This window comes from Micromonospora sp. KC213 (assembly GCF_004348325.1).
Lineage (GTDB): Bacteria > Actinomycetota > Actinomycetes > Mycobacteriales > Micromonosporaceae > Micromonospora.
In genome coordinates this window covers 21999-40803 of the sequence record NZ_SMKF01000015.1, presented here as the reverse complement: position 1 = coordinate 40803, position 18805 = coordinate 21999, and the positions used below count along the sequence as shown (strand labels likewise).

General features: G+C 70.1%; 19 protein-coding genes. 14 read left to right on the top strand and 5 right to left on the bottom strand.

The window, feature by feature from the left end; translation table 11 throughout:
- The first annotated feature begins 16 nt into the window (after positions 1-16).
- Both E1166_RS06200 and E1166_RS06195 read left to right on the top strand, forming a co-directional pair.
- Positions 17-499 carry a hypothetical protein gene (locus E1166_RS06200; protein WP_132262591.1) on the top strand — a complete coding sequence of 161 codons (483 nt, stop codon included), beginning with the start codon at positions 17-19 and terminating at the stop codon, positions 497-499.
- A gap of 80 nt (positions 500-579) precedes the next feature.
- Entirely contained in the window at positions 580-1725 is a 1146-nt protein-coding gene (locus E1166_RS06195) for a nucleotide disphospho-sugar-binding domain-containing protein (protein ID WP_132336575.1), read from the top strand.
- A gap of 86 nt (positions 1726-1811) precedes the next feature.
- Here the strand turns inward: E1166_RS06195 and E1166_RS06190 are convergent, their stop codons facing one another.
- The 5 genes from E1166_RS06190 to E1166_RS06170 all read right to left on the bottom strand — a co-directional run bounded on the left by E1166_RS06190 (position 1812) and on the right by E1166_RS06170 (position 5623).
- Positions 1812-2876, bottom strand: a complete 1065-nt coding sequence (locus tag E1166_RS06190; RefSeq protein ID WP_132336573.1) for an LLM class flavin-dependent oxidoreductase — start codon at positions 2874-2876, stop codon at positions 1812-1814.
- 49 nt (positions 2877-2925) lie between these two features.
- A complete protein-coding gene (locus E1166_RS06185) occupies positions 2926-3381 on the bottom strand; it encodes a nuclear transport factor 2 family protein (protein WP_243710212.1) in 456 nt (151 codons plus the stop codon).
- A gap of 168 nt (positions 3382-3549) precedes the next feature.
- Positions 3550-4119, bottom strand: a complete 570-nt coding sequence (locus E1166_RS06180; protein WP_132262598.1) for an NAD(P)H-dependent oxidoreductase — start codon at positions 4117-4119, stop codon at positions 3550-3552.
- A 64-nt stretch (positions 4120-4183) separates the two neighbouring features.
- Positions 4184-4828, bottom strand: a complete 645-nt coding sequence (locus E1166_RS06175; RefSeq protein ID WP_132262600.1) for a TetR/AcrR family transcriptional regulator — start codon at positions 4826-4828, stop codon at positions 4184-4186.
- Positions 4829-4885: 57 nt separating this feature from the next.
- Positions 4886-5623: an SDR family NAD(P)-dependent oxidoreductase gene (locus tag E1166_RS06170; protein ID WP_132336571.1), complete on the bottom strand. Its 738-nt coding sequence runs from the start codon at positions 5621-5623 to the stop codon at positions 4886-4888.
- Between the two features lie 240 nt (positions 5624-5863).
- Here E1166_RS06170 and E1166_RS06165 point away from each other — a divergent pair, with 240 nt between their 5' ends.
- From E1166_RS06165 to E1166_RS06110, 12 genes are all read left to right on the top strand, one after another.
- Positions 5864-6424, top strand: coding sequence for a hypothetical protein (locus E1166_RS06165; RefSeq protein WP_132336569.1), 561 nt, complete (start codon positions 5864-5866; stop codon positions 6422-6424).
- Entirely contained in the window at positions 6418-7854 is a 1437-nt protein-coding gene (locus tag E1166_RS06160) for a multicopper oxidase family protein (RefSeq protein ID WP_132336567.1), read from the top strand. Before E1166_RS06165 ends, E1166_RS06160 begins: the two co-directional genes overlap by 7 nt.
- Before the next feature lie 80 nt (positions 7855-7934).
- Entirely contained in the window at positions 7935-9644 is a 1710-nt protein-coding gene (locus E1166_RS06155; protein ID WP_132336565.1) for an acetyl-CoA carboxylase carboxyltransferase subunit alpha/beta, read from the top strand.
- Between the two features lie 122 nt (positions 9645-9766).
- Positions 9767-10618 carry a serine/threonine protein kinase gene (locus E1166_RS06150; protein ID WP_132336563.1) on the top strand — a complete coding sequence of 284 codons (852 nt, stop codon included), beginning with the start codon at positions 9767-9769 and terminating at the stop codon, positions 10616-10618.
- 491 nt (positions 10619-11109) lie between these two features.
- Entirely contained in the window at positions 11110-11898 is a 789-nt protein-coding gene (locus tag E1166_RS06145; protein WP_132336613.1) for an AfsR/SARP family transcriptional regulator, read from the top strand.
- Positions 11899-12162: 264 nt separating this feature from the next.
- Positions 12163-13431 carry a beta-ketoacyl-[acyl-carrier-protein] synthase family protein gene (locus E1166_RS06140; protein WP_132336561.1) on the top strand — a complete coding sequence of 423 codons (1269 nt, stop codon included), beginning with the start codon at positions 12163-12165 and terminating at the stop codon, positions 13429-13431.
- A complete protein-coding gene (locus E1166_RS06135) occupies positions 13428-14639 on the top strand; it encodes a ketosynthase chain-length factor (RefSeq protein WP_132336559.1) in 1212 nt (403 codons plus the stop codon). The genes E1166_RS06140 and E1166_RS06135 overlap by 4 nt, the downstream gene beginning before the upstream one ends.
- 62 nt (positions 14640-14701) lie before the next feature.
- Complete coding sequence (locus tag E1166_RS06130) at positions 14702-14950, top strand: acyl carrier protein (protein ID WP_132262624.1); 249 nt, start codon at positions 14702-14704, stop codon at positions 14948-14950.
- Between the two features lie 51 nt (positions 14951-15001).
- The gene (locus E1166_RS06125) at positions 15002-15553 is read left to right on the top strand and encodes a biotin/lipoyl-containing protein (protein WP_132336557.1); all 552 of its coding nucleotides are present in this window, start codon (positions 15002-15004) and stop codon (positions 15551-15553) included.
- Positions 15554-15614: 61 nt separating this feature from the next.
- Entirely contained in the window at positions 15615-16970 is a 1356-nt protein-coding gene (locus tag E1166_RS06120) for an acetyl-CoA carboxylase biotin carboxylase subunit (RefSeq protein WP_132262628.1), read from the top strand.
- A gap of 40 nt (positions 16971-17010) precedes the next feature.
- Positions 17011-17796 carry a 3-oxoacyl-ACP reductase gene (locus tag E1166_RS06115; protein WP_132336555.1) on the top strand — a complete coding sequence of 262 codons (786 nt, stop codon included), beginning with the start codon at positions 17011-17013 and terminating at the stop codon, positions 17794-17796.
- A 22-nt stretch (positions 17797-17818) separates the two neighbouring features.
- Positions 17819-18754 carry an aromatase/cyclase gene (locus E1166_RS06110; protein WP_132336553.1) on the top strand — a complete coding sequence of 312 codons (936 nt, stop codon included), beginning with the start codon at positions 17819-17821 and terminating at the stop codon, positions 18752-18754.
- Positions 18755-18805: the final 51 nt, after the last annotated feature.

Sequence of the window (18805 nt, the reverse complement as noted above, 5' to 3'; positions counted from 1 at the left end):
ACGAAGGCGATTGCCCATGACGACTGAATCCCGGCCTGTCCCGCGCCGCAAGCTGTGGAAGGTCCTGCGCACGGCGGCGGCCGTCGCCGTGCTCGGCTCAGCGGTGGCCCTCGCACCGGCCCCAGCGGCGGCGACCGAGAGCACCTGCCCGCACAGCCTGGTCGGCACCTGGCGCGCGAAGGTCCAGACGTCCTTGCCCAGCACCGGCGAGACCACGTTCGTGTTCAATCCGGATGGCACCATCGAGCCGCCCCCCGGCGAGCCGGTGACGGACACCTGGCGGGCCGTGGGCTGCAACGGCTTCACGTTCAACATCGTTCACCCCCACTACGACGCCAGCGGTAACGTCGACGGCGAGGTCCGGGGGTACCAGAACGGGGTGCTCTTCGGCGACCGGTTCGCCTCGCACGGCTCCTCGACCGTCTACAACCTCAACGGCGAGCCGCAGCGCAGCTTCACTGTCCAGGTCAAGGCGGAGCGGGTACCGGCCGCGCACTGACCTCGTCCACGGGCGGGTGTCCGGCAACGCGCCGGGCACCCGCGCTGACCTGTCCGGGCCCGCCCAACTGGAGGATCACCATGCGTGTACTGTTCACTCTTCCGCCTGCGCTGAGCCACCTCTTCCCCATGGTCCCACTCGCCTGGGCGCTGCGTGCCGCGGGTCACGACGTGCTCGTCGCCACCTCGGGCTCGGCGGTGCAAGCGGCCGCCCGGGCCGGTCTGCCTGTCGTGGACGTCGCGCCGACCGTCGACTTCGACGCGGTGTTCGGCGTGCGGACCGGAGCCGCCGTGGACCGGGCTGCGGAGCACCGGCGCAGAGGCGAAGCGGTGGCACGTAACGGAGGCGCGACCACCGCCCTCATTTTTCAGCGGTTCGCCCAGGTCACCGACCTGATGGCGGACGGGGTCGTGCGGGCGGCGGACGCCATGCGCCCGGACCTGGTCGTGCACGGCCGGCTACAGGGAGCCGGTTTGTTGGTGGCCAGGAAGCTCGGTGTGCCCACCGTCGAGCACGGTGTCGGTTTCGTCCGGGAGGGCGACCTGGCCGCCCGTTACCTGCCGCACCTGGCCGCGACGTTCGAGCGCCACGGCGTCCCGCTCGAGCTTCCGGAGCTCGCCGCGGTCCAGATCGCCCCGCCGAGCATGATGATCGGCGAGGGCACCGGCTGGAACATGCGCTTCGTGCCCTACAGCGGTGGCGGGGAGCTGCCCGACTGGGTCACCGCGGAACGCCGGCGCCCGCGGGTCGTGGTCACGCTCGGCACCGTTCTGCCGAAGGTCGTCGGGGTCGGTGGCCTGGAGAAGGTGTTGAAGGCCGCCGGCGATGTCGAAGCGGACTTTGTGGCGCTGGGCGCCGGCCTGACGAACCTCGGCGAACTTCCGCCCAACGTCCGGACCGCCGAGTGGGTCCCGCTGGCCGGCCTGCTCGCGGCGAGTGACGCGATCGTGCACCACGGCGGCGCGGGGAGCACGTTGACCGCGATGGCCGTCGGGCTGCCGCAGATGGCGCTGCCGTACGGCGCGGATGAGTTCGTCAACGCCGGAGTGCTGGACCGGCACCGATGCGGACTGTCCGCGGATGTCGACTCTGTTGACGGCGCGCTGCTGGACGCCCTGCTGCACGACGATGAGCTGCGCGGCAGGGCCGAATGGGCGCGAGGCGAACTCGCCGACCGACCCGCCCCCGCGGAACTCGTCGGCGCGCTCGCCGCGCTTGCCGGCTGACGGCGCCACGGCCGGTCCCCGCATCGACAACGGTGGGTCGGGCGCGATCAGCGCCCGACCCACTGTCGTGGACCTGCCAGCTCGCCTCAGGCACCGGGAAGGGACGACGTCACGTGCTCGGCGACCAGCCTCAGGGTGCGGGCCGCGGCTTCCTTGGCCAGATGTCCCGAGTGGATGTTCAGGCTGATCACGACGTCGTCACCGAACCACTCAGCCACCGTCACCAGCTGCTTCACCACGTCGTCCGGTGTGCCCGCGAGAATTTTGTTCTCCGCCAGCTTCTGGTCGAACCCGGCGCGCTGGGTCGCGTCGGCCAGCTTCTCGTAGTTCGGGTAGGCGGCGCTACTGACCCGACCCCACGACCGCACCGCCGCGCCGATCGCCCGACCGTTGCACGCGTCGTCGTGGCGACCGATCCGGTACGCCTCTTCGGCCTCCTCCGCCACGTAGCACGGATAGCCGAGGTGGACGCCGGCCCCGGCGGGATCGTGACCCGCCGCCGACCAGGCTTGTCGGTACACCCGCAGTGACTCCTGCATCTGCTCCACCGTCAGGATGCCCGGCACGAGCTGCAGCCGGTGCCCCGCCCGACCGGCCGCCGCGCAGGACTCGAGGCTGCGCGCGCTGGTGACGTAGACGGGCGGATGTGGGCGCTGGAAGGGGCGTGGCAGCAGGGTCACCGGGCCGAACGCGTGGAACCGGCCACGCCACCGCACGTTCTCCTCCGTCCAGAGCAGCTTGCACGCCGCGACGCCCTCGTCGAACCGCTCCCGGCTCTCGTCGAGCGGCACGCCGAACGCCTCGAACTCGTCCGGGAGGAACGCCCGGCCGAACGCGACGTCGAGCCGTCCGTGCGAGAGGTTGTCCAGCATGGCGAGCTTGCCGGCGAGCTTGACCGGGTGGGTGAACGCCGGAATCACCGCGCTCGTGCCGACCCGGATCCGGGTGGTGCGCGCCGCGACGGCCGCCAGGAACGTGACCGGATCCGGGCTGTAGCCGCCGTAGGTGAAAAAGTAGTGTTCCACCGTCTTGACGTGATGGTATCCGAGCTCGTCGGCGAGTTCCGCGAGGGACAGACACTCGTCGTAGTACTCCGGCGCCGGCTTCTCCGCCGGGCCCACCGTGGGGAAGAAGGTCAACCCGATCTTCATTTCACATCCGCCTCGTCTCGTCAAGTGGGTACGCGGTGCCCGTGGGCGGTCAGGACCGGCCGTCGTGGACGACGCGACGATGGGCGACCAGCCAACCGTCGTGGTCGTGCACCAGCACGTCGTCCGCCACGGTGCTCGCGTAGATCTCCGGGCTGCTGCGGTGGTCGCCGCTGGCCGACGCCACGGCGTAGGCGATGGCGTAGTACCGCGCCCGGACGCTGCCGTCCGACACCGGATCCACGTGCACCATGCCGAGCCAGTGCCGCCGGGTCAGGCCGTCGGCGCGCAGGTTGTCCACCCGTCGCCGGGCCGCCACCGCGATGGCCGGGCGGCCCCGTAGCGGCTCAGGGTCCACGTTCTGTTCGAAGACGCCGTCCGGTGTGAAGGTGGCGGCCCACTCCTCGGCCGCGCCGCTGTCCAGCAGGCGCATCTGAACGGCGTAGAACTGGCGGATCCGCTCGTGCAGATCGGCCACGTGCGCGCCGGCTGTCGGGGGATGGCTCACCGCTCGGCTCCTCCTCGTGTTCGACCGGTGTCGGTGCGACGCCGGGCGACATCACCATGGCAGCCGGGTCTCGAACCGTGCTCGAGCGGCTCCGGAAGCGATCGGTAACGACGAACGGCGCCGGTGGACGGGTCCACCGGCGCCGTTCGGGACGTGGCGAGGGACGGTTCAGGCGGGGTACGGGACTCGCCCACGTGCCTCGCGCAGCACCCCGGCCCACCAGAGCAACTGGTCGAGCAGGGCCTTGGCCGCCGTGTTCACGGCCTCCGCCTGCTTGGGCGCTCCCTGCTCGTCGAACTGCATCGGTGCCATGTGGAAGCTGACCGTCTCGCGCACCGTCACCATGTGCAGCTCGGCGAAGACCTGCCGAAGCTGCTCCACCGCGCGCAGGCCGCCGGCCATCCCGCCGTACGACACGAACGCCACCGGCTTGGCGTGCCACTCGTCGAAGACCGAGTCGATCGCCAGCTTCAACGAGGCGGGGTAGCCGTGGTTGTACTCGCAGGTGACGACGATGAAGCCGTCGGCCGCCCCGATCCGGGCGGCGAGAGCGGACACCTCCGGGGTGGGCGTGGCACGCAGCACCGGTGGCAGCGGAGTGTGCGCCAGGTCGATCACGTCGAGCTCGATGTCGTACTGCTCCGCGTGGTTCACGAGCCAGCGGGAGACCGTCTCGGCGAAGCGCCCCTCGCGGGTGCTGGCGACGATCACGGCGATGCGGAGTGGCCCTTGGGACATGAAGATCTCCTGTGTGGTCGGATCTACCGGGGTAACGCCGCCGCGTTCAGGCGACGACGTCGTCTTACTGCGTCGCCACCGCCTGCCACGCCTTTTCGACGTCGGACCAGGTCGCAGCCGGTGCTGGCAGGGGGGTCGCGCTGGCCGCGCGGAGGCCGTCGAGCATGATCCCGAGGAACCGTCGCCGCAGCGCCGGATCACGGTTGCGGTGCTCAACTCGCAGCTCGCGCAGGGTGTGCAGGAGCAGCACGATGTCGTGGGCGTTCACGTCCGGGCGTAGCACGCCGGCGCCCTGGGCCCGCTCGACCAGTTGCTGGACCGCGTCCCGTGCCCGCCTGCTCGTCTCCAGGAGCTCGTCGGTCAGCTCGAACGGTCCGGCCAACCGGGGTGAGCCGTCCACGCCGGCCTCGACGCAGGCGTCGATGAAGCCGACGAGCGCGGCCCAGGCGTCGTCCACCTCGAGGGCCGTCTCGGCGCCCCGCCGGGTCTCCTCCATGTTGGCGAGGGACAGCTGCCGCATGAGGTCTTCTTTGCTGGGGTAGCGCCGGTAGAGCGTGCCCATCCCCACGCCGGCCCGCTCGGCGATGACCGAGACGGGCGCGTCGGAGCCCATCTCGGTGAACACGTCGCGCGCCGCGGCGAGGATCCGTGCGTCGTTGCGACTGGCGTCGGCCCGCCGGACGGGACCCTTCTTGGCTGAGGAGGACATGCGTCCACCTTAGCGCGGAACCGAGCGTTCCGCTCGCCTCAGGTCCCCTGCCGGTTGTCACCAGGCGAGTCCGCCGTTGACCTCCAGCACGTGGCCGTTGACGTAGGAGCTGTCCTCGGCGGCCAGGAAGACGGCTGCCCGGGCGACCTCGTCGGCGCTGCCCATCCGGCCCAGCGCGAGCTTGCCGCGGTATCGCTCCCAGACGGCCTCGTTCTGCCGCAGGGCCCGGCCCATGCCCTCGTCGATGAAGCCCGGAGCCAGGCAGTTGACGGTGATGCCGCGCGGTGCCAGCTCGAGCGCCACGCTGCGGGTGAACGCCTCCACCGCCGCCTTCGTGGCGCAGTACGCCGCCGCGCCCGCCACCGCCCGGCTGCCCAGGACCGACGACATGGTGATCACCCGACCGCCGTCGCCATGCTCGAGGTACGGCACGGCGCTGCGTACGCAGTGGAAGACTCCGGTGAGGTTGGTGGTGACCACGTCAGTCCACTGTTCGGGGGTCAGTGCGCTGACCGGCCCCGGGATGCTGACGCCGGCGTTCGCCACGACGATGTCCAGGCCGCCGAAGCGGGCCACCGTAGCCGCCATCAGGGCGTCGACGGAGGCGGCGTCCCGCACGTCCGCCGCGTGGAACGCGACCTGGTCCGCGACGCCGTCCACCGGGCTGGGGTGGCCGTCTCCTCCGCGGCCCGCCACCATCACGCTCGCGCCCTCCGCCGCGTACGCCTCGGCGATGCTGCGCCCGAGGCCACGGGTGCCGCCGGTGACGAGGGCCACCTTTCCCTTCAACCGCACCGCTCTCTCCTTCCTGCCAGGAATGTCCGGGCGACGTCCGCCGGGTACGCCCGGCGCCGAGGCGGCGCGGGCGTACCCGGGGCAGGATCGTCCGTCACCTTCTGGACGCGCTCGAGCCACGGTGGAGGCGTGCGCATCGCCTTGAGCGAGCCTCAGGTGCTCCACCATCTGCCGTCGATTCGTGCGCCACAGGATGGGCCCGCAGAGAGGCTGGCGCGAAGTTGCGGGGGAGAGCGTTCGATGATCGAGGAAGTGGGTGGCTCGCCAACCGCCGGCGAGGCGTCCCCGCACCGCTGGGTGGTGCTCGGTCCCGCGCTCTTCCTGACCGTGACCCTGCCCCTGGCCCTCGCGCGGGCGATACACATGCCCGCGGACGCCACCGCGACCGCGCACATCGCTCATGCGGCGGTGCAGGGTAGCTGGATCGAGGACTTTCCGGCGCTGGTTACGGTCGCGGCGTTCCTGATCATTCCGTTGTTCGCACTCCTGTCAGCCGAGATTCGCCGATTCGTGCCGCGCGGCGACGCCGGCCTCCGCGTGCCGCTCGTCTTCGCCGTGGTGGCGGCGACGGTCGGTGCGGCCGTCGCGGCGTTCCTCACCTGGCTGGCCACACTCACCACTGGCGAGGCGTCCACGACGCTGGCGCCGGTCGTGGCCGCGCACGCGTTCGCGGCGTTTCGCGACTGCTTCGTGCTGGGTCTCGCGGCGGGCGTGGCGGCCCTGGTGATGGTCCGCCGCAGCGCCGTCGACAGAACCGCGCCGCCCGCGAGGCTCTCGTCTAGCGAGGAGACAACATGCTGACCAGAAGAGAGACGCTGACCCTGGCTGGGCTGGCCGGGATGGCGGTGCTCCTGCCGGTCGACCGCCTGGCGAACGCCGCACGCGGCGGTTCGGAGGTGGTCAGCACCCCGCCGTTCACCTCGGCGATGCCGATCCCACCGGTTCTGCGCCCGGTGCGGAGCACCCGGACCGCGGACCATTACGAAGTGCGCATCCGCGAGGCTCAGCTCGAGCTCGTGCCCGGGCTGCTGAGCACGGTACGGACGTACGATGGCCACCTTCCCGGTCCGACGATCCGGGCCGTGCGCGGCCGTACCACCGTCGTCACGCAGATCAACCAACTGGGCCACGAGGTGGCGGTGCACCTGCACGGCGCGCACGTTCCGGCCACCGAGGACGGGCATCCCATGGACGTGATCCCGCCCGGTGGACGACGGACGTACACGTACCCGAACGTGGACCGCGCCGCCTCGTTGTGGTACCACGACCACGCCCACCACCTCGAGGCCCAGAACGTCTACTACGGCTTGAGCGGGGCGTATCTCGTCAGTGATCTGCAGGAGTTGGCGCTGGGACTGCCCAGTGGCCCGTACGACGTGCCGCTCCAGATCCGGGACGCCCGGGTGGAAGCGGACGGGACGCTGGTCTACACGCGCGCCGCGGCGCGACCGCAGATGCTGGTCAACGGCAAGGAACGGCCCTACTTCCCGGTGGCCGGACGCAAGTACCGGTTGCGCCTGTTCAACCAGTCCATCGACCGGTACCTGACGCTGCGACTCTCCGACGGCGCGGAGTTCTGGCAGATCGCCTCCGACGGCGGCCTGCTCACCGCGCCGGTGCCCAGCACGGCAGTCAAGATCTCCGCCGGCGAGCGGGTCGAGATCGTGGTGGACTTCTCCCGTTACGGGCCGGGCAGCAGCGTCTTCCTGCAGAACTCCGACGCACTGTCCAGCGAGAACCCGGACGTGCTGCGGTTCGACGTCGGCGCTCCGGTCGAGGACCACAGCGTGGTTCCGAAGAAGCTGTCGGAGATCCCGCCGCCGCCGACCGCCACGGTGGAGCGGAACTTCGTGCTCTCCTTCGACGCCACGAGGGGCGTGCATCTGATCAACGGGCAGACCTTCGACCCGAACCGGGTGGATGTGCGCACGCGCCTGGGCACCACCGAGATCTGGCGGATCACGAACGCGGAGGGCGCCGTCCCACCGCCCAACTTCCACGTGTCCCACAACTTCCACCCCCATGTCGCGCAGTTCCGGGTGCTCGACCGAGACGGAGTCCCACCAGCCCCGGGCGAGGCGGGCCTGAAGGACACGGTGTTCGTCCCGCCCGGCTCCACCGTGCGCATCGCGGTGACCTGGACCGGTTACGCGGGCCGGTACGTGTATCACTGTCACCAGTTGCCGCATTCGGTCGAAGCGATGATGGGGACGATCGAGATCGAGCCCTGACGACGCCCTGGATGAGTTGTGGCGCGCCTCGGACCCGCCGTGCTGGTGCGGGGCGCCGACCTATGGTGTGAGGAGGCCCGATGACACGGACGCTCCAGGACTCGCCCGCGACTGCCGAGTGGGTGTTGTGCCCCGGCTGCACCACTCCGCTCTACGGCAAGCGCTGGCTCGCCAACCTCAGTGTCTGCCCGGAGTGCGGTCGCCACGACACGGTCAGCGCGCCGCACCGCCTGGCGCAGTTGCTCGACCCTGGGTACGAGCTGCTCGTCCAGCCGGCCCAGGAGGCGGACCCGCTGCGGTTCGTCGACTCCCGGCCCTATCCGCAGCGGCTCGCCGAGGCGCGTGCCCGTACCGACCTCGACGAGGCGGTCCTCTGCGCGGTCGGCCAGGTCGCCGGCGAACCCGCGGTCGTCGCGGTGATGGACTTCGGTTTTCTCGCCGGCAGCCTGGGTGTCGTCGCGGGCGACCGCATCGTGCTCGCCGCGGAGACGGCGCTGGCCCGCCGCGTCCCCCTGGTTCTGGTCACCGCCTCGGGCGGGGCTCGGATGCAGGAAGGCGCCCTGTCGCTGATGCAGATGGCCCGGACCAGCGCGGCCCTCGCCCGCCTCGATGCCGCCGGGGTGCTGACCATCTCGGTCGTCACCGACCCCACATACGGCGGTGTCGCGGCGTCGTTCGCCACGCTCGCGGACGTGATTGTCACCGAGCCCGGCGCTCGGCTCGGCTTCGCCGGCCGGCGCGTCATCGAGCAGACCATCCGCAGGCAGCTGCCCGCCGAGTTCCAGACCGCCGAGTTTCTGGCCGAACGCGGCTTCGTCGACAAGATTGTCCAGCGCCCGCAACTCCGTCAGGAACTCGCCAGGCTCCTGCGGCTGGGCGCCGGGCGGGCCGGGCCGGAGGGCGCCCCGCTCGCGGACGGCATCGTCCGCGAGCCCGACCGGCTGCCGCCGGCCGACGCGTGGGCACAGACCCGAGCGGCACGGGACCTGGCCCGGCCGACCGCCCTCGAGTACGCCACGCTCGTGTTCGACGACTTCCAGGAACTGCGCGGCGACCGTGCCACCGGCGATTGCCGCGCGGTGATCGGCGGCCCGGCATGGCTGGCCGGGCGACCGGTCATGCTGATCGGGCACCAGAAGGGACACACGCCCGCAGAGTTGCTGGACCGCAACTTCGGCATGCCGACACCCGCGGGTAACCGTAAGGCGGCTCGGCTGATGCGCCTTGCCGAGAAGCTCGGTATACCGATCGTGACGTTGATCGACACTCCGGGGGCCGATCCGGGACCCGCCGCCGAGGAGCAGGGCCAGGCGTACACCATCGCGGAAAACCTGCGCCTCATGGCGGCTCTCCGCGTGCCCTCGGTGGCTGTCGTCATCGGTGAGGGCGGCAGCGGTGGCGCGCTGGCGCTCGGCGTGGCGAATCGGGTTCTGGTGCTGGAGCGCGCCATCTACTCCGTGATAAGCCCCGAGGGGTGTGCGGCGATCCTGTGGAAGGATGCGGCGGCGGCACCTCTCGCGGCGGCGGCGCTGCGGCTGACCGCTCGGGATCTCTTGGCGCTCGGTGTGGTCGACGGGGTGATTCCGGAACCTGAGGGGGGGTGCGGGGCCGATCATCTAGCTGCGGTGCGGCGGCTGCGCGCTGCCCTGTGCGGGTGCCTGGCCGAGCTTACCCCGCTGCGCGGCGATGAACTGGTCGCCGACCGGAGAGCCCGATTGGAGAGGTTCACCGCGGCGCGGTTCGGCTCCCCGCCGGCTGAGGCCGACGCGCCCGTCGGGGGCGCTGGATAGGGGAGCAAGGTCGTCATCCGGCCGGCCGAACCGGCTAACGTTCAATCTCGTCGATCTGTCTGTGCTGGAACATTCGGCTCGCGAGAGGGGACCGAGGGATGACGCGGCAGGGAGTCTCACGAGTGAGGCCGGGCGCGGTTCCGCCGGCCGTCCTGACCTACGAGGCAGGGTTGGCCGCGCCGTACGTCGTTGTTCAGCTCGACGGGTCGAGCCAGCCGCGGCGGGAGTCGCGTCCGCGCCATACCGTGCGGCTGAGGCCCGGCCACGGTGTCGAGTTCGGGTTCCGTCGGCAGTCCCGGGCGATTGCGCTCGCCGGTCCTGACGTCCAGTTGGTCCCGGTCGCCGGACGGATAACCGCGGCCGCTAACCACTGGTCGGTTACCAATTTTAGTGCCGAGTATTCGTACCTGGTGGAAAATCTCGATGACGGGGGAGAGTACGTCAGGGTGCACCCGGGGCGGGACTGCGCACCCATTCCGTTCGAGCGATCGAGTCTGGTGCTGCCCGGCAATTGCGGGCCCCAGTCGATTACGGTGCTGGTGTTCGGCGCGTCCCGCGTCGATCCTACGCGGATGATGCCCCCGGTTCGCTTTCGCTGCGGCGGGCTCGACATCCGACGAAAGTATTTCCTGGTGCTCGTGGCGTTGTGCGAGCCGCGGCTGCTCAGCGGATGGCACGCCGGGGTGCCGAGCGTGCCGGAGGTCATGGAAAGGCTGCGCCCGCTGGTTGGCTGGGGCAGCGTGTCGCGGAATGCGATCAACTATCACATCGACTACCTGGCGGGGGAGAAGCTGCACAACTATCTCGGCGCCAACGTGTCGCCGAATAGAGTGCGCTGGAAGCGCGAGGCGCTGGTCTCGGTCGCTCTCCGGCACGGCCTCGTGCGCCCCGAGCACCTTTCCCTGCTGCCGCCGCGGCTGGACGGGTCGGTGGAGGTCTCCCGGCTTCCGTCGTGGTGCGCCGGCGACGCCTAGCGGTCGCCCGGCCAGCCGACGCTACTCCGCCCAGCCGGCCCCTGGTGCTCTTTGGGGAGGTCGAGTGCCATCCCGGCTGATTCGATCTTCAGCAGCGTCCGCCCCGCGCGCCAGTTGCCCCTGACGGATGTCAGGGTCGTGGTGTAGCTGGAAGTTCCACGCTCCGTAGTGCGATGCGTTTTTCTTGCAACGCGGATGAAACCGTATCCTGCGCAAATCGGGCGAGAGTGCCGCATGCTGTCGGCTCATGATCAGCCGGAACTACCCAGCGTGAAAGCGGATCGATAAGTTTGCCGCTCTGCGTTCCTACTGTTACCGTTGGGCGGTCGCTACGCGTGCGGATATGTTAAGTGTTGTTGCGATGTCTGTCCGGGCAGTGTTGAAATCAGCGAACGCTTTTCAGACTGAGCGGGGATTTGAAAATGCGTGACTTCGTCAGCGAGACCGCCGGCGTGCCTGACCGCGACTTCCGGCCCAGCGGTAGCGATGACATGGGCAGGTTGTTTGCCTTGGGTGCCGGAGACGCACTCGAGTTTCGTGTCCTCGGGCCACTTGAGATTATGCACCGCGGGCGATCCTGTACTCCCAGCGCGCCGAAGGTTCTCCAGGTCCTGGCGATGCTTGTCCTGCGGGCAAACCGGATCGTCCACATCGACTCGCTCATCGAGGAGCTGTGGGGCGACCGGCCACCTCGCAGCGCGCTGACCACCATTCAGACGTACATCTACCAACTGCGTCGTTTTCTGGAAAGGGAAGGGTTTGCCGAAGACGGCGAGGAGTTCGTGCTCACCCGGGCGCCGGGCTACATCCTGCGGGTACGTCCGGAGCAGGTAGACCTCCAGCGGTTCCTGCGGCTGGCCGACAGTGGCCGCGCCCACCTGCGGGAGCGCCGGTACGCGGAGGCCGCCCGGCACCTGCGCGCCGCGCTGGAGTTGTGGGCGGGCAGCCCGCTGGCGAACGTACCGACCGGCGGCCTGCTCTCCGCGAGCATCGCCAACCTTCAGGAGCAGCAGCTCGCCGTGCTCCAACTGCGGATCCAGGCGGAGATGGAGATGGGCTTACATCGTGAACTGATCGGGGAGTTGCGGTCGCTGGTGGCGCTGCACCCGCTCGACGAGTGGTTGCACGGGCAGTTGATTCGGGTGCTCGACCGCAGCGGCCGCCGGGGTGACGCGCTGATGGCGTACCACCGGCTGCGGGCCACGCTCGATGAGGAACTCGGGTTGCCCCCCTCGCCGGAGATCCAGCAGATCCACCACCAGCTTCTACGCGCGAGCTGACGCGCGTTCACGACGGCCGGGCGCGGTGCGCCCGGCCGTCTTTTCGTGGCTGCGGCGGCGCTCCCGCACGCTGCGGCGCGCCCCCGGAAGGCCCGGCGCGCCGCGTGTGGCGGCAGGCGGTCACGGGCGACCGGACGACGGCACAAGCCAGCCTCGAGCGCGCTTCGCGGCGCGGCTCCAGAGCGCTCGGGCAGCCTCTCCCCAGGGCGGCGTCCGGATGTCGCGGAGCCGCAGCCACGGGCTCGCGCAGATCGGAGAGATGTTGTGAGTCGTCGGGTAGTGATCACCGGGATCGGAGTACTTGCACCAGGAGGCGTTGGCGTCAAGTCGTTCTGGAGTCTGTTGAGTGAGGGCCGGACGGCAACCAGGCGCATCTCCTTTTTCGACCCGTCGCCGTACCGCTCACAGGTCGCTGCGGAGATCGATTTCGACCCGGAACTGCACGGCCTGCGCCCGCAGGAGGTCCGGCGCATGGACCGGGCCACCCAACTTGTCATGGTGGCTGCCCGGGAGGCGCTCAGCGAGAGCGGTCTGGCCTTCTCCGACGTGGACCCTCGACGGTGCGGGGTGACGATCGGCAGCGCGGTGGGCTGCACCATGGGCCTCGAGCAGGAGTACCGGGTGGTGAGCGACGACGGGCGCAAGTGGCTGGTCGACGCCGGATACGTGGTTCCACACCTGTACTCCCACTTCGTGCCCAGCTCGGTCGCCGCCGAGGTGGCCCGCGCGGTGGGCGTGCAGGGGCCCGTCACGGTGGTGTCGACCGGCTGCACATCGGGCCTCGATTCGGTCGGCTACGCCGTCGAGCTGATTCGGGAGGGCACCACCGACATCATGATCGCCGGCGCCACCGACGCGCCGATCTCACCCATCACGGTCGCCTGCTTCGACTCGATCAAGGCCACCACGCCGCGCAACGACGACCCGGAACACGCGTCACGTCCGTTCGACGCCACCCGCAACGGGTTCGTTCTCGGGGAGGGCTCCGCGGTGTTCGTGCTGGAGGAGCTGTCGCACGCGAGACGTCGGCGAGCCCGGCTGCTCGCCGAGATCGGTGGATTCGCCTCCCGCTGTAACGCGTACCACATGACCGGGCTACGCCCGGATGGCCGGGAAATGGCCGAGGCGATCCGCGTTGCGTTGGACGAGGCGCGGGTCGATCGCCTCGAGGTCGACTACATCAACGCCCACGGCTCGGGCACGAAGCAGAATGACCGGCACGAAACCGCGGCGTTCAAGCGCAGCCTGGGCGAGCACGCCTACCGGACCCCGGTGAGTTCCATCAAGTCGATGGTGGGCCACTCGCTCGGTGCCATCGGCTCGATCGAGATCGCCGCCTCGGTGCTGGCCATGGAGCACAACGTGGTCCCGCCGACCGCCAACCTGCACAATCCCGATCCGGAGTGCGACCTCGACTACGTGCCGTTGACCGCCCGGGAGCATCGCACGGACGTGGTGCTGACCGTGGGCAGTGGGTTCGGCGGCTTCCAGAGCGCCATGGTGCTGGTGCGGCCGGAGAGGCGGGCGGCATGACACGCACGCTCGTGACAGGGCTCGGGGTGGTGGCGCCCAACGGGCTGGGGCTCGCCCAGTGGTGGGCGGCGACCGTCCACGGGGTCAGCGGCATCGCGCCGGTCAGCCGGTTCGACGCGACAGGGTACCCCGCCCAGCTGGCCGGCGAGGTGCCGGACTTCGATCCCGCCGTCTACCTGCCCAGCAGGCTTCTGCCGCAGACCGACCACATGACGCGGCTCGCGCTCGTGGCCGCTGACTGGGCACTGGCCGACGCGAAGGTGGACTCGACGGCGCTGCCGGAGTTCGGCATGGGTGTCGTCACCGCCAGTTCCTCCGGTGGCTTCGAGTTCGGCCAGCGGGAGTTGCAGAACCTCTGGAGCCGGGGCAGCCAGTACGTCAGCGCATACCAGTCCTTCGCTTGGTTCTACGCGGTGAACACCGGCCAGATCTCCATTCGACACGGCATGCGCGGCCCGAGCGGCGTGGTGGTCACCGACCAGGCGGGCGGTCTGGACGCGGTGGCCCAGGCCCGGCGGCTGGTACGCAAGGGCACCCAACTCGTCGTCTCGGGCGGGGTGGACGGATCGATCTGCCCGTGGGGCTGGGCGGCCCAGATGGCGAGTGGCCGCCTGAGCACGTCGGAGGACCCGTCGCAGGCGTTCCTGCCGTTCGACGCCCGCGCCGCGGGGCACGTACCCGGTGAGGGTGGCGCGATCCTGGTCCTCGAGGACGCCGAGGCGGCCCGGGCCCGGGGCGCCTCGAGTGCGTACGGCGAGATCGCCGGGTACGGGGCGACATTCGACCCAGAGCCGGACGCCGAGTGGCCATCGGGTCTGCGTCGGGCCATCGACCTTGCTCTCGCGGACGCGGGCATCGTACCCGACGAGGTGGACGTGGTCTTCGCCGACGGCGCCGCCGTCGGTGCGTTGGACCGGATCGAGGCCAAGGCGATCGCGGAGACGTTTGGGCCGAGGGGGGTACCCGTGACCGTACCCAAGACCATGACCGGCCGGCTGTACTCCGGCGGTGGACCGTTGGATCTCGCCGCGGCCCTGCTGGCCATCCGGGACGACATCATCCCGCCCACCGTCCACGTGACGCCGGACGCCAGATACGAACTCGATCTGGTCGGGGCTGCCCGGGAAGCGGTGATCCGGACCTGCCTGGTCCTGGCGAGGGGGCACGGCGGGCACAACGCCGCCATGGTCGTACGGGCCAGCAACTGACCTCCCGGGCACCGATCGGTACAGCGAAGCCACCAGGACACCTAGGACGAAGGGAGCATTCGATGACCGACCGCACCGTCACCCTGGACGATCTCCGCCGGGTTCTGCGCGAGTGCGCGGGCGCCGACGAGCAGGTCGACCTCGACGGCGACATCCTCGACACCGAGTTCAGCAACCTGGGCTACGACTCCCTGGCGATGCTCGAGACCAGCAGCCGGATCGAACAGGAGTACGGGGTGAAGCTCGACGACGACACGGTGATCTCGGCGACCACGCCGCGCGCGTTTCTCGCCGTGATCAACGGGGCGTAGCCATCGCCCGGTACTCGTGGCCGGGCCCGACGGACAGGAGGTGGATCAGCGATGAGCCGGGCGCCCGACGGCACCGTCGAGGAACCGACGCGCACATTGGTCAACGGAGCCACCACACCGGCTCTGACGGATGACGGGGTGGGCCGCGCCCTGGACCAGGTCCGGCATACCGCGATGCGGCTGCTCGCCGAACTCGGACATGCTCCGCACGCGCTGCGGCTGCGAGCCGGCGAGGTCTCCATGGAGATCGAGTGGGATCAGCCGTCCGTGCCCGGTGCGGTCAGCGCCGAGGCGGCGTCCGCAGCCAGCGCGCCGTCCGCGGCCGATCAGCCGGCCGGTGATGCCGCGCCGGCCGGGAAACATCACGTCGTGGCGCCGACCGTCGGCGTGTTCTACCGTGCGCCGCAGCCCGGCGCGCCGCCGTTCGTGGAGGTCGGTGACGCCGTCCGGCCCGGCCAGCAGGTGGGAATCGTCGAGGCGATGAAGCTCATGATCCCCGTCAACGCCGACGTCGCCGGCCAGGTCACCGCGGTCCTCACCGACAACGGGGCGTCCGTGGAGTACGGAGAGCCCCTGATCGCCATCGCACCAGCCGACGAGTGAGCGGCCCGTGCGCGGGGCGTCCAGCGCGCAGGAGGCGCAGCCGTGCGGGGAGGGAGTTGGGTTGTTCAGGAAGGTGTTGATCGCCAATCGTGGTGAGATCGCGCTCCGGGTGGCGCGGACCTGCCGCGAACTGGGCATACAGGTGGTCGCCGTGCACTCGACGGTCGACCGCGAATCCGCCGTGGTGCGCTACGCCGACGAGGCGATACAGATCGGTCCGGCTCCGGCGAAGCGCAGCTACCTGCACATCCCGGCGATTGTCGAGGCAGCCCTGCAGTCCGGTGCCGACGCGGTCCATCCCGGGTACGGCTTCCTCTCCGAGGACCCGGACTTTGCCGAGGTGTGCCAGGCCAACGGCTTGACGTTCGTCGGAGCGCCGGCCGCGGTGATCGCCGCGCTCGGTGACAAGACCGCAGCGCGGACGATGATGGCCGGCGCGGACCTGCCGATGCTGCCGGGCAGCCTGGAGGCACTCCCGTCCGAAGCAGAGGCACAGCGGTTCGCCGACAAGATCGGCTATCCCGTGATCATCAAGGCGGCGGCGGGCGGTGGCGGTCGCGGCATGCGTGTGGTACGCGACTCTTCGGCCTTCGCGCGGGCATACCAGGAAACCCGGGCGACGGCGCAGGCGATCTTCGGCGACTCGCGGGTCTACGTGGAGCGTTACCTCGAGCACGCCCGGCATGTCGAGGTGCAGGTGCTCGCCGACCAGTACGGTTCCGTCGTCCACCTCGGCACCCGAGACTGCACGGTGCAGCGCCGTCACCAGAAACTGGTCGAGGAGACACCCGCGCCGCGGCTGTCCGCCCAGGTCCTGCGGCGCATGGGGGAGGCGGCGGTGCGCGGGGCGGCCGCTGCCGGATACGTCGGCGCGGGCACGTTCGAATTCCTGGTCGACGGCGACGAGTTCTATTTCATGGAGGTCAACTGCCGAATCCAGGTGGAACACCCGGTCACCGAGATGGTGACCGGCATCGACCTGGTACGGGAGCAGTTCCGGGTGGCCGCCGGGCAGCCGTTGGAGCTGCGCCAGGAGGACGTGGTGCCGCACGGCACCGCGATCGAGTGTCGGGTCAACGTGGAGGACCCGGAGCGCCAGTTCGTACCCACCCCGGGGCTGCTGGAAGAGTTCCTGCCGCCGGGCGGCCCCTTCGTCCGCGTCGACACCCACGGGTTTCCCGGCTACCGGGTGCCGGCCGCGTACGACCCGCTGCTGGCCAAGGTCGTGGTCTGGGGAGCGACCCGGGAGCAGGCGCTGGACCGGATGGACCGGGCGTTGGGCGAGTTCCGGGTCAGCGGACGTGGTGTCTGCACCACCACCGAGTTCCTCCGCACGGTCGTACGGCACCCGCTGTTCCGCGCGGCGCGGCACAGCACCAGCCTCGTGGAGCAGATCCTGTCCGACCGTCAGGCCTAACGCCCGTTCGATTTGTCAGCACAACGACCGAGGGAGATCCATGAGCGAGCATCAGAGCCAGGTGGCGCTGGTCACCGGGGCGACCAGCGGCATCGGACTGGCGGTGGCCACGGCGCTCGGCAAGCGGGGGTACCGCGTCTTCATCTGCGCACGTGACGCGGACAACGTGGCGCTGACCGTCAAGCAGCTACGTGCGGAGGGCACGGAGGTGGACGGCGCCCCGTGCGACGTGCGCGATGCCGCTTCCGTGCGGCGCTTCGTGCAGGCCGCGGTGGACCGGTACGGGCCGATCGACGTCCTGGTCAACAATGCCGGGCGCAGTGGGGGCGGGGTCACTGCCGAGATCAGCGACGAGCTGTGGTTCGACGTCATCAACACGAACCTGAACGGCGTCTTCCTGATGACCCGCGAGGTGCTCACCACGGGCGGCATGCGGCAGAGGAGCCGAGGCCGCATCGTCAACATCGCCTCCACCGGAGGCAAGCAGGGCGTGGTCCTGGGCGCACCGTACTCGGCCTCCAAGCACGGCGTGGTGGGCTTCACCAAGGCGCTCGGGCTCGAGCTGGCCAAGACCGGCATCACCGTCAACGCGGTGTGCCCGGGGTACGTCGAGACGCCGATGGCGAAGCGGGTTCGGCAGGGATACGCCAGCGTCTGGAACATCTCCGAGGAGGACGTGCTGGAGCGCTTCCAGGCCAAAATTCCGTTGGGACGCTACGCCACGCCCGAGGAGGTCGCCGGCATGGTCGAGTACCTGCTCTCCGACGCCGCCGCGCCGGTGACCGCGCAGGCCATCAACGTCTGCGGCGGCCTGGGCAACTACTGAGACGAGAGAAGCGAGGGCAGTCATGACGCAGAGAGCGGTCCGCGAGGCTACGCACGAGACGATCGTCCTTGCTCCCGGCGAGGAGGTCTACCGGCTACTGGCGGACGTCGCGAGGTGGCCGTTGATCTTTCCTCCCACGGTGCACGCGGAGCAGCTGGAGCAGGATGGTCTGGAGGAGCGCATCCGAATCTGGGCCACCGCGAACGACACCGCGAAGACCTGGACGTCGCGGCGCCGGCTCGACCCGGACGGCATGCGCATCGACTTCCGCCAGGAGGTTTCCCAGGCGCCGGTGGCGAGCATGGGTGGCGCCTGGGTCATCGAGCCGCACAGCGACCGGGAATGCCGCGTGTTGCTCCTCCACGACTACTCCGCGGTGGACGGTGACCCGCAGAGCCTCGCCTGGATCGACCGGGCAGTGGATCGCAACAGCACCGCCGAGCTGGCCGCCCTGAAGGCGGTCGCGGAGGCCGGTGAGGCGGATGAGCTGCGGATCAGCTTTGACGACACCGTCCACATCTCCGGGTCGGCCAAGGACGTCTACGACTTCCTCAACGAGGCGCAGCACTGGGCCGAACGGCTGCCGCACGTCGCCCGCGTCAACCTGCGGGAGGACGTCGAAGGGCTGCAGATCCTCGAGATGGACACCATGACCAAGGACGGCTCGGTGCACTCCACCAGCTCCGTACGCGTCTGCCAGCCGTATCAGCGGATCGTCTACAAGCAGACCTTGCTGCCTGCGTTGATGACCCTGCACACCGGCCACTGGTTGCTCGAGGAGACTGACTCCGGGGTGCGGGTCACCTCCCGGCACACCGTGGCGATCAACCCGGACAACGTACCCCGGATCCTCGGTCCCGACGCCGGTGTCGACGACGCCAAGCGGTATGTCCGCAACGCGCTGAGCACCAACAGCCTCGCCACCTTGCAACACGCGGCCGAGTACGCGCGTCGGTAGCCAAGCCCGGGACGGCGGGCTTCCGCCGGTAGGCCCGCCGTCCCGGCCCGC

Coding starts and splice junctions, on each gene's coding strand:
- E1166_RS06190 (WP_132336573.1), bottom strand. CDS start 2,876: ATGAAGATCGGGTTGACCTTCTTCCCCACGGTGGGCCCGGCGGAGAAG.
- E1166_RS06145 (WP_132336613.1), top strand. CDS start 11,110: ATGGGCAGGTTGTTTGCCTTGGGTGCCGGAGACGCACTCGAGTTTCGT.
- E1166_RS06110 (WP_132336553.1), top strand. CDS start 17,819: ATGACGCAGAGAGCGGTCCGCGAGGCTACGCACGAGACGATCGTCCTT.
- E1166_RS06200 (WP_132262591.1), top strand. CDS start 17: ATGACGACTGAATCCCGGCCTGTCCCGCGCCGCAAGCTGTGGAAGGTC.
- E1166_RS06195 (WP_132336575.1), top strand. CDS start 580: ATGCGTGTACTGTTCACTCTTCCGCCTGCGCTGAGCCACCTCTTCCCC.
- E1166_RS06155 (WP_132336565.1), top strand. CDS start 7,935: ATGACACGGACGCTCCAGGACTCGCCCGCGACTGCCGAGTGGGTGTTG.
- E1166_RS06135 (WP_132336559.1), top strand. CDS start 13,428: ATGACACGCACGCTCGTGACAGGGCTCGGGGTGGTGGCGCCCAACGGG.
- E1166_RS06115 (WP_132336555.1), top strand. CDS start 17,011: ATGAGCGAGCATCAGAGCCAGGTGGCGCTGGTCACCGGGGCGACCAGC.
- E1166_RS06165 (WP_132336569.1), top strand. CDS start 5,864: ATGATCGAGGAAGTGGGTGGCTCGCCAACCGCCGGCGAGGCGTCCCCG.
- E1166_RS06160 (WP_132336567.1), top strand. CDS start 6,418: ATGCTGACCAGAAGAGAGACGCTGACCCTGGCTGGGCTGGCCGGGATG.
- E1166_RS06125 (WP_132336557.1), top strand. CDS start 15,002: ATGAGCCGGGCGCCCGACGGCACCGTCGAGGAACCGACGCGCACATTG.
- E1166_RS06180 (WP_132262598.1), bottom strand. CDS start 4,119: ATGTCCCAAGGGCCACTCCGCATCGCCGTGATCGTCGCCAGCACCCGC.
- E1166_RS06175 (WP_132262600.1), bottom strand. CDS start 4,828: ATGTCCTCCTCAGCCAAGAAGGGTCCCGTCCGGCGGGCCGACGCCAGT.
- E1166_RS06130 (WP_132262624.1), top strand. CDS start 14,702: ATGACCGACCGCACCGTCACCCTGGACGATCTCCGCCGGGTTCTGCGC.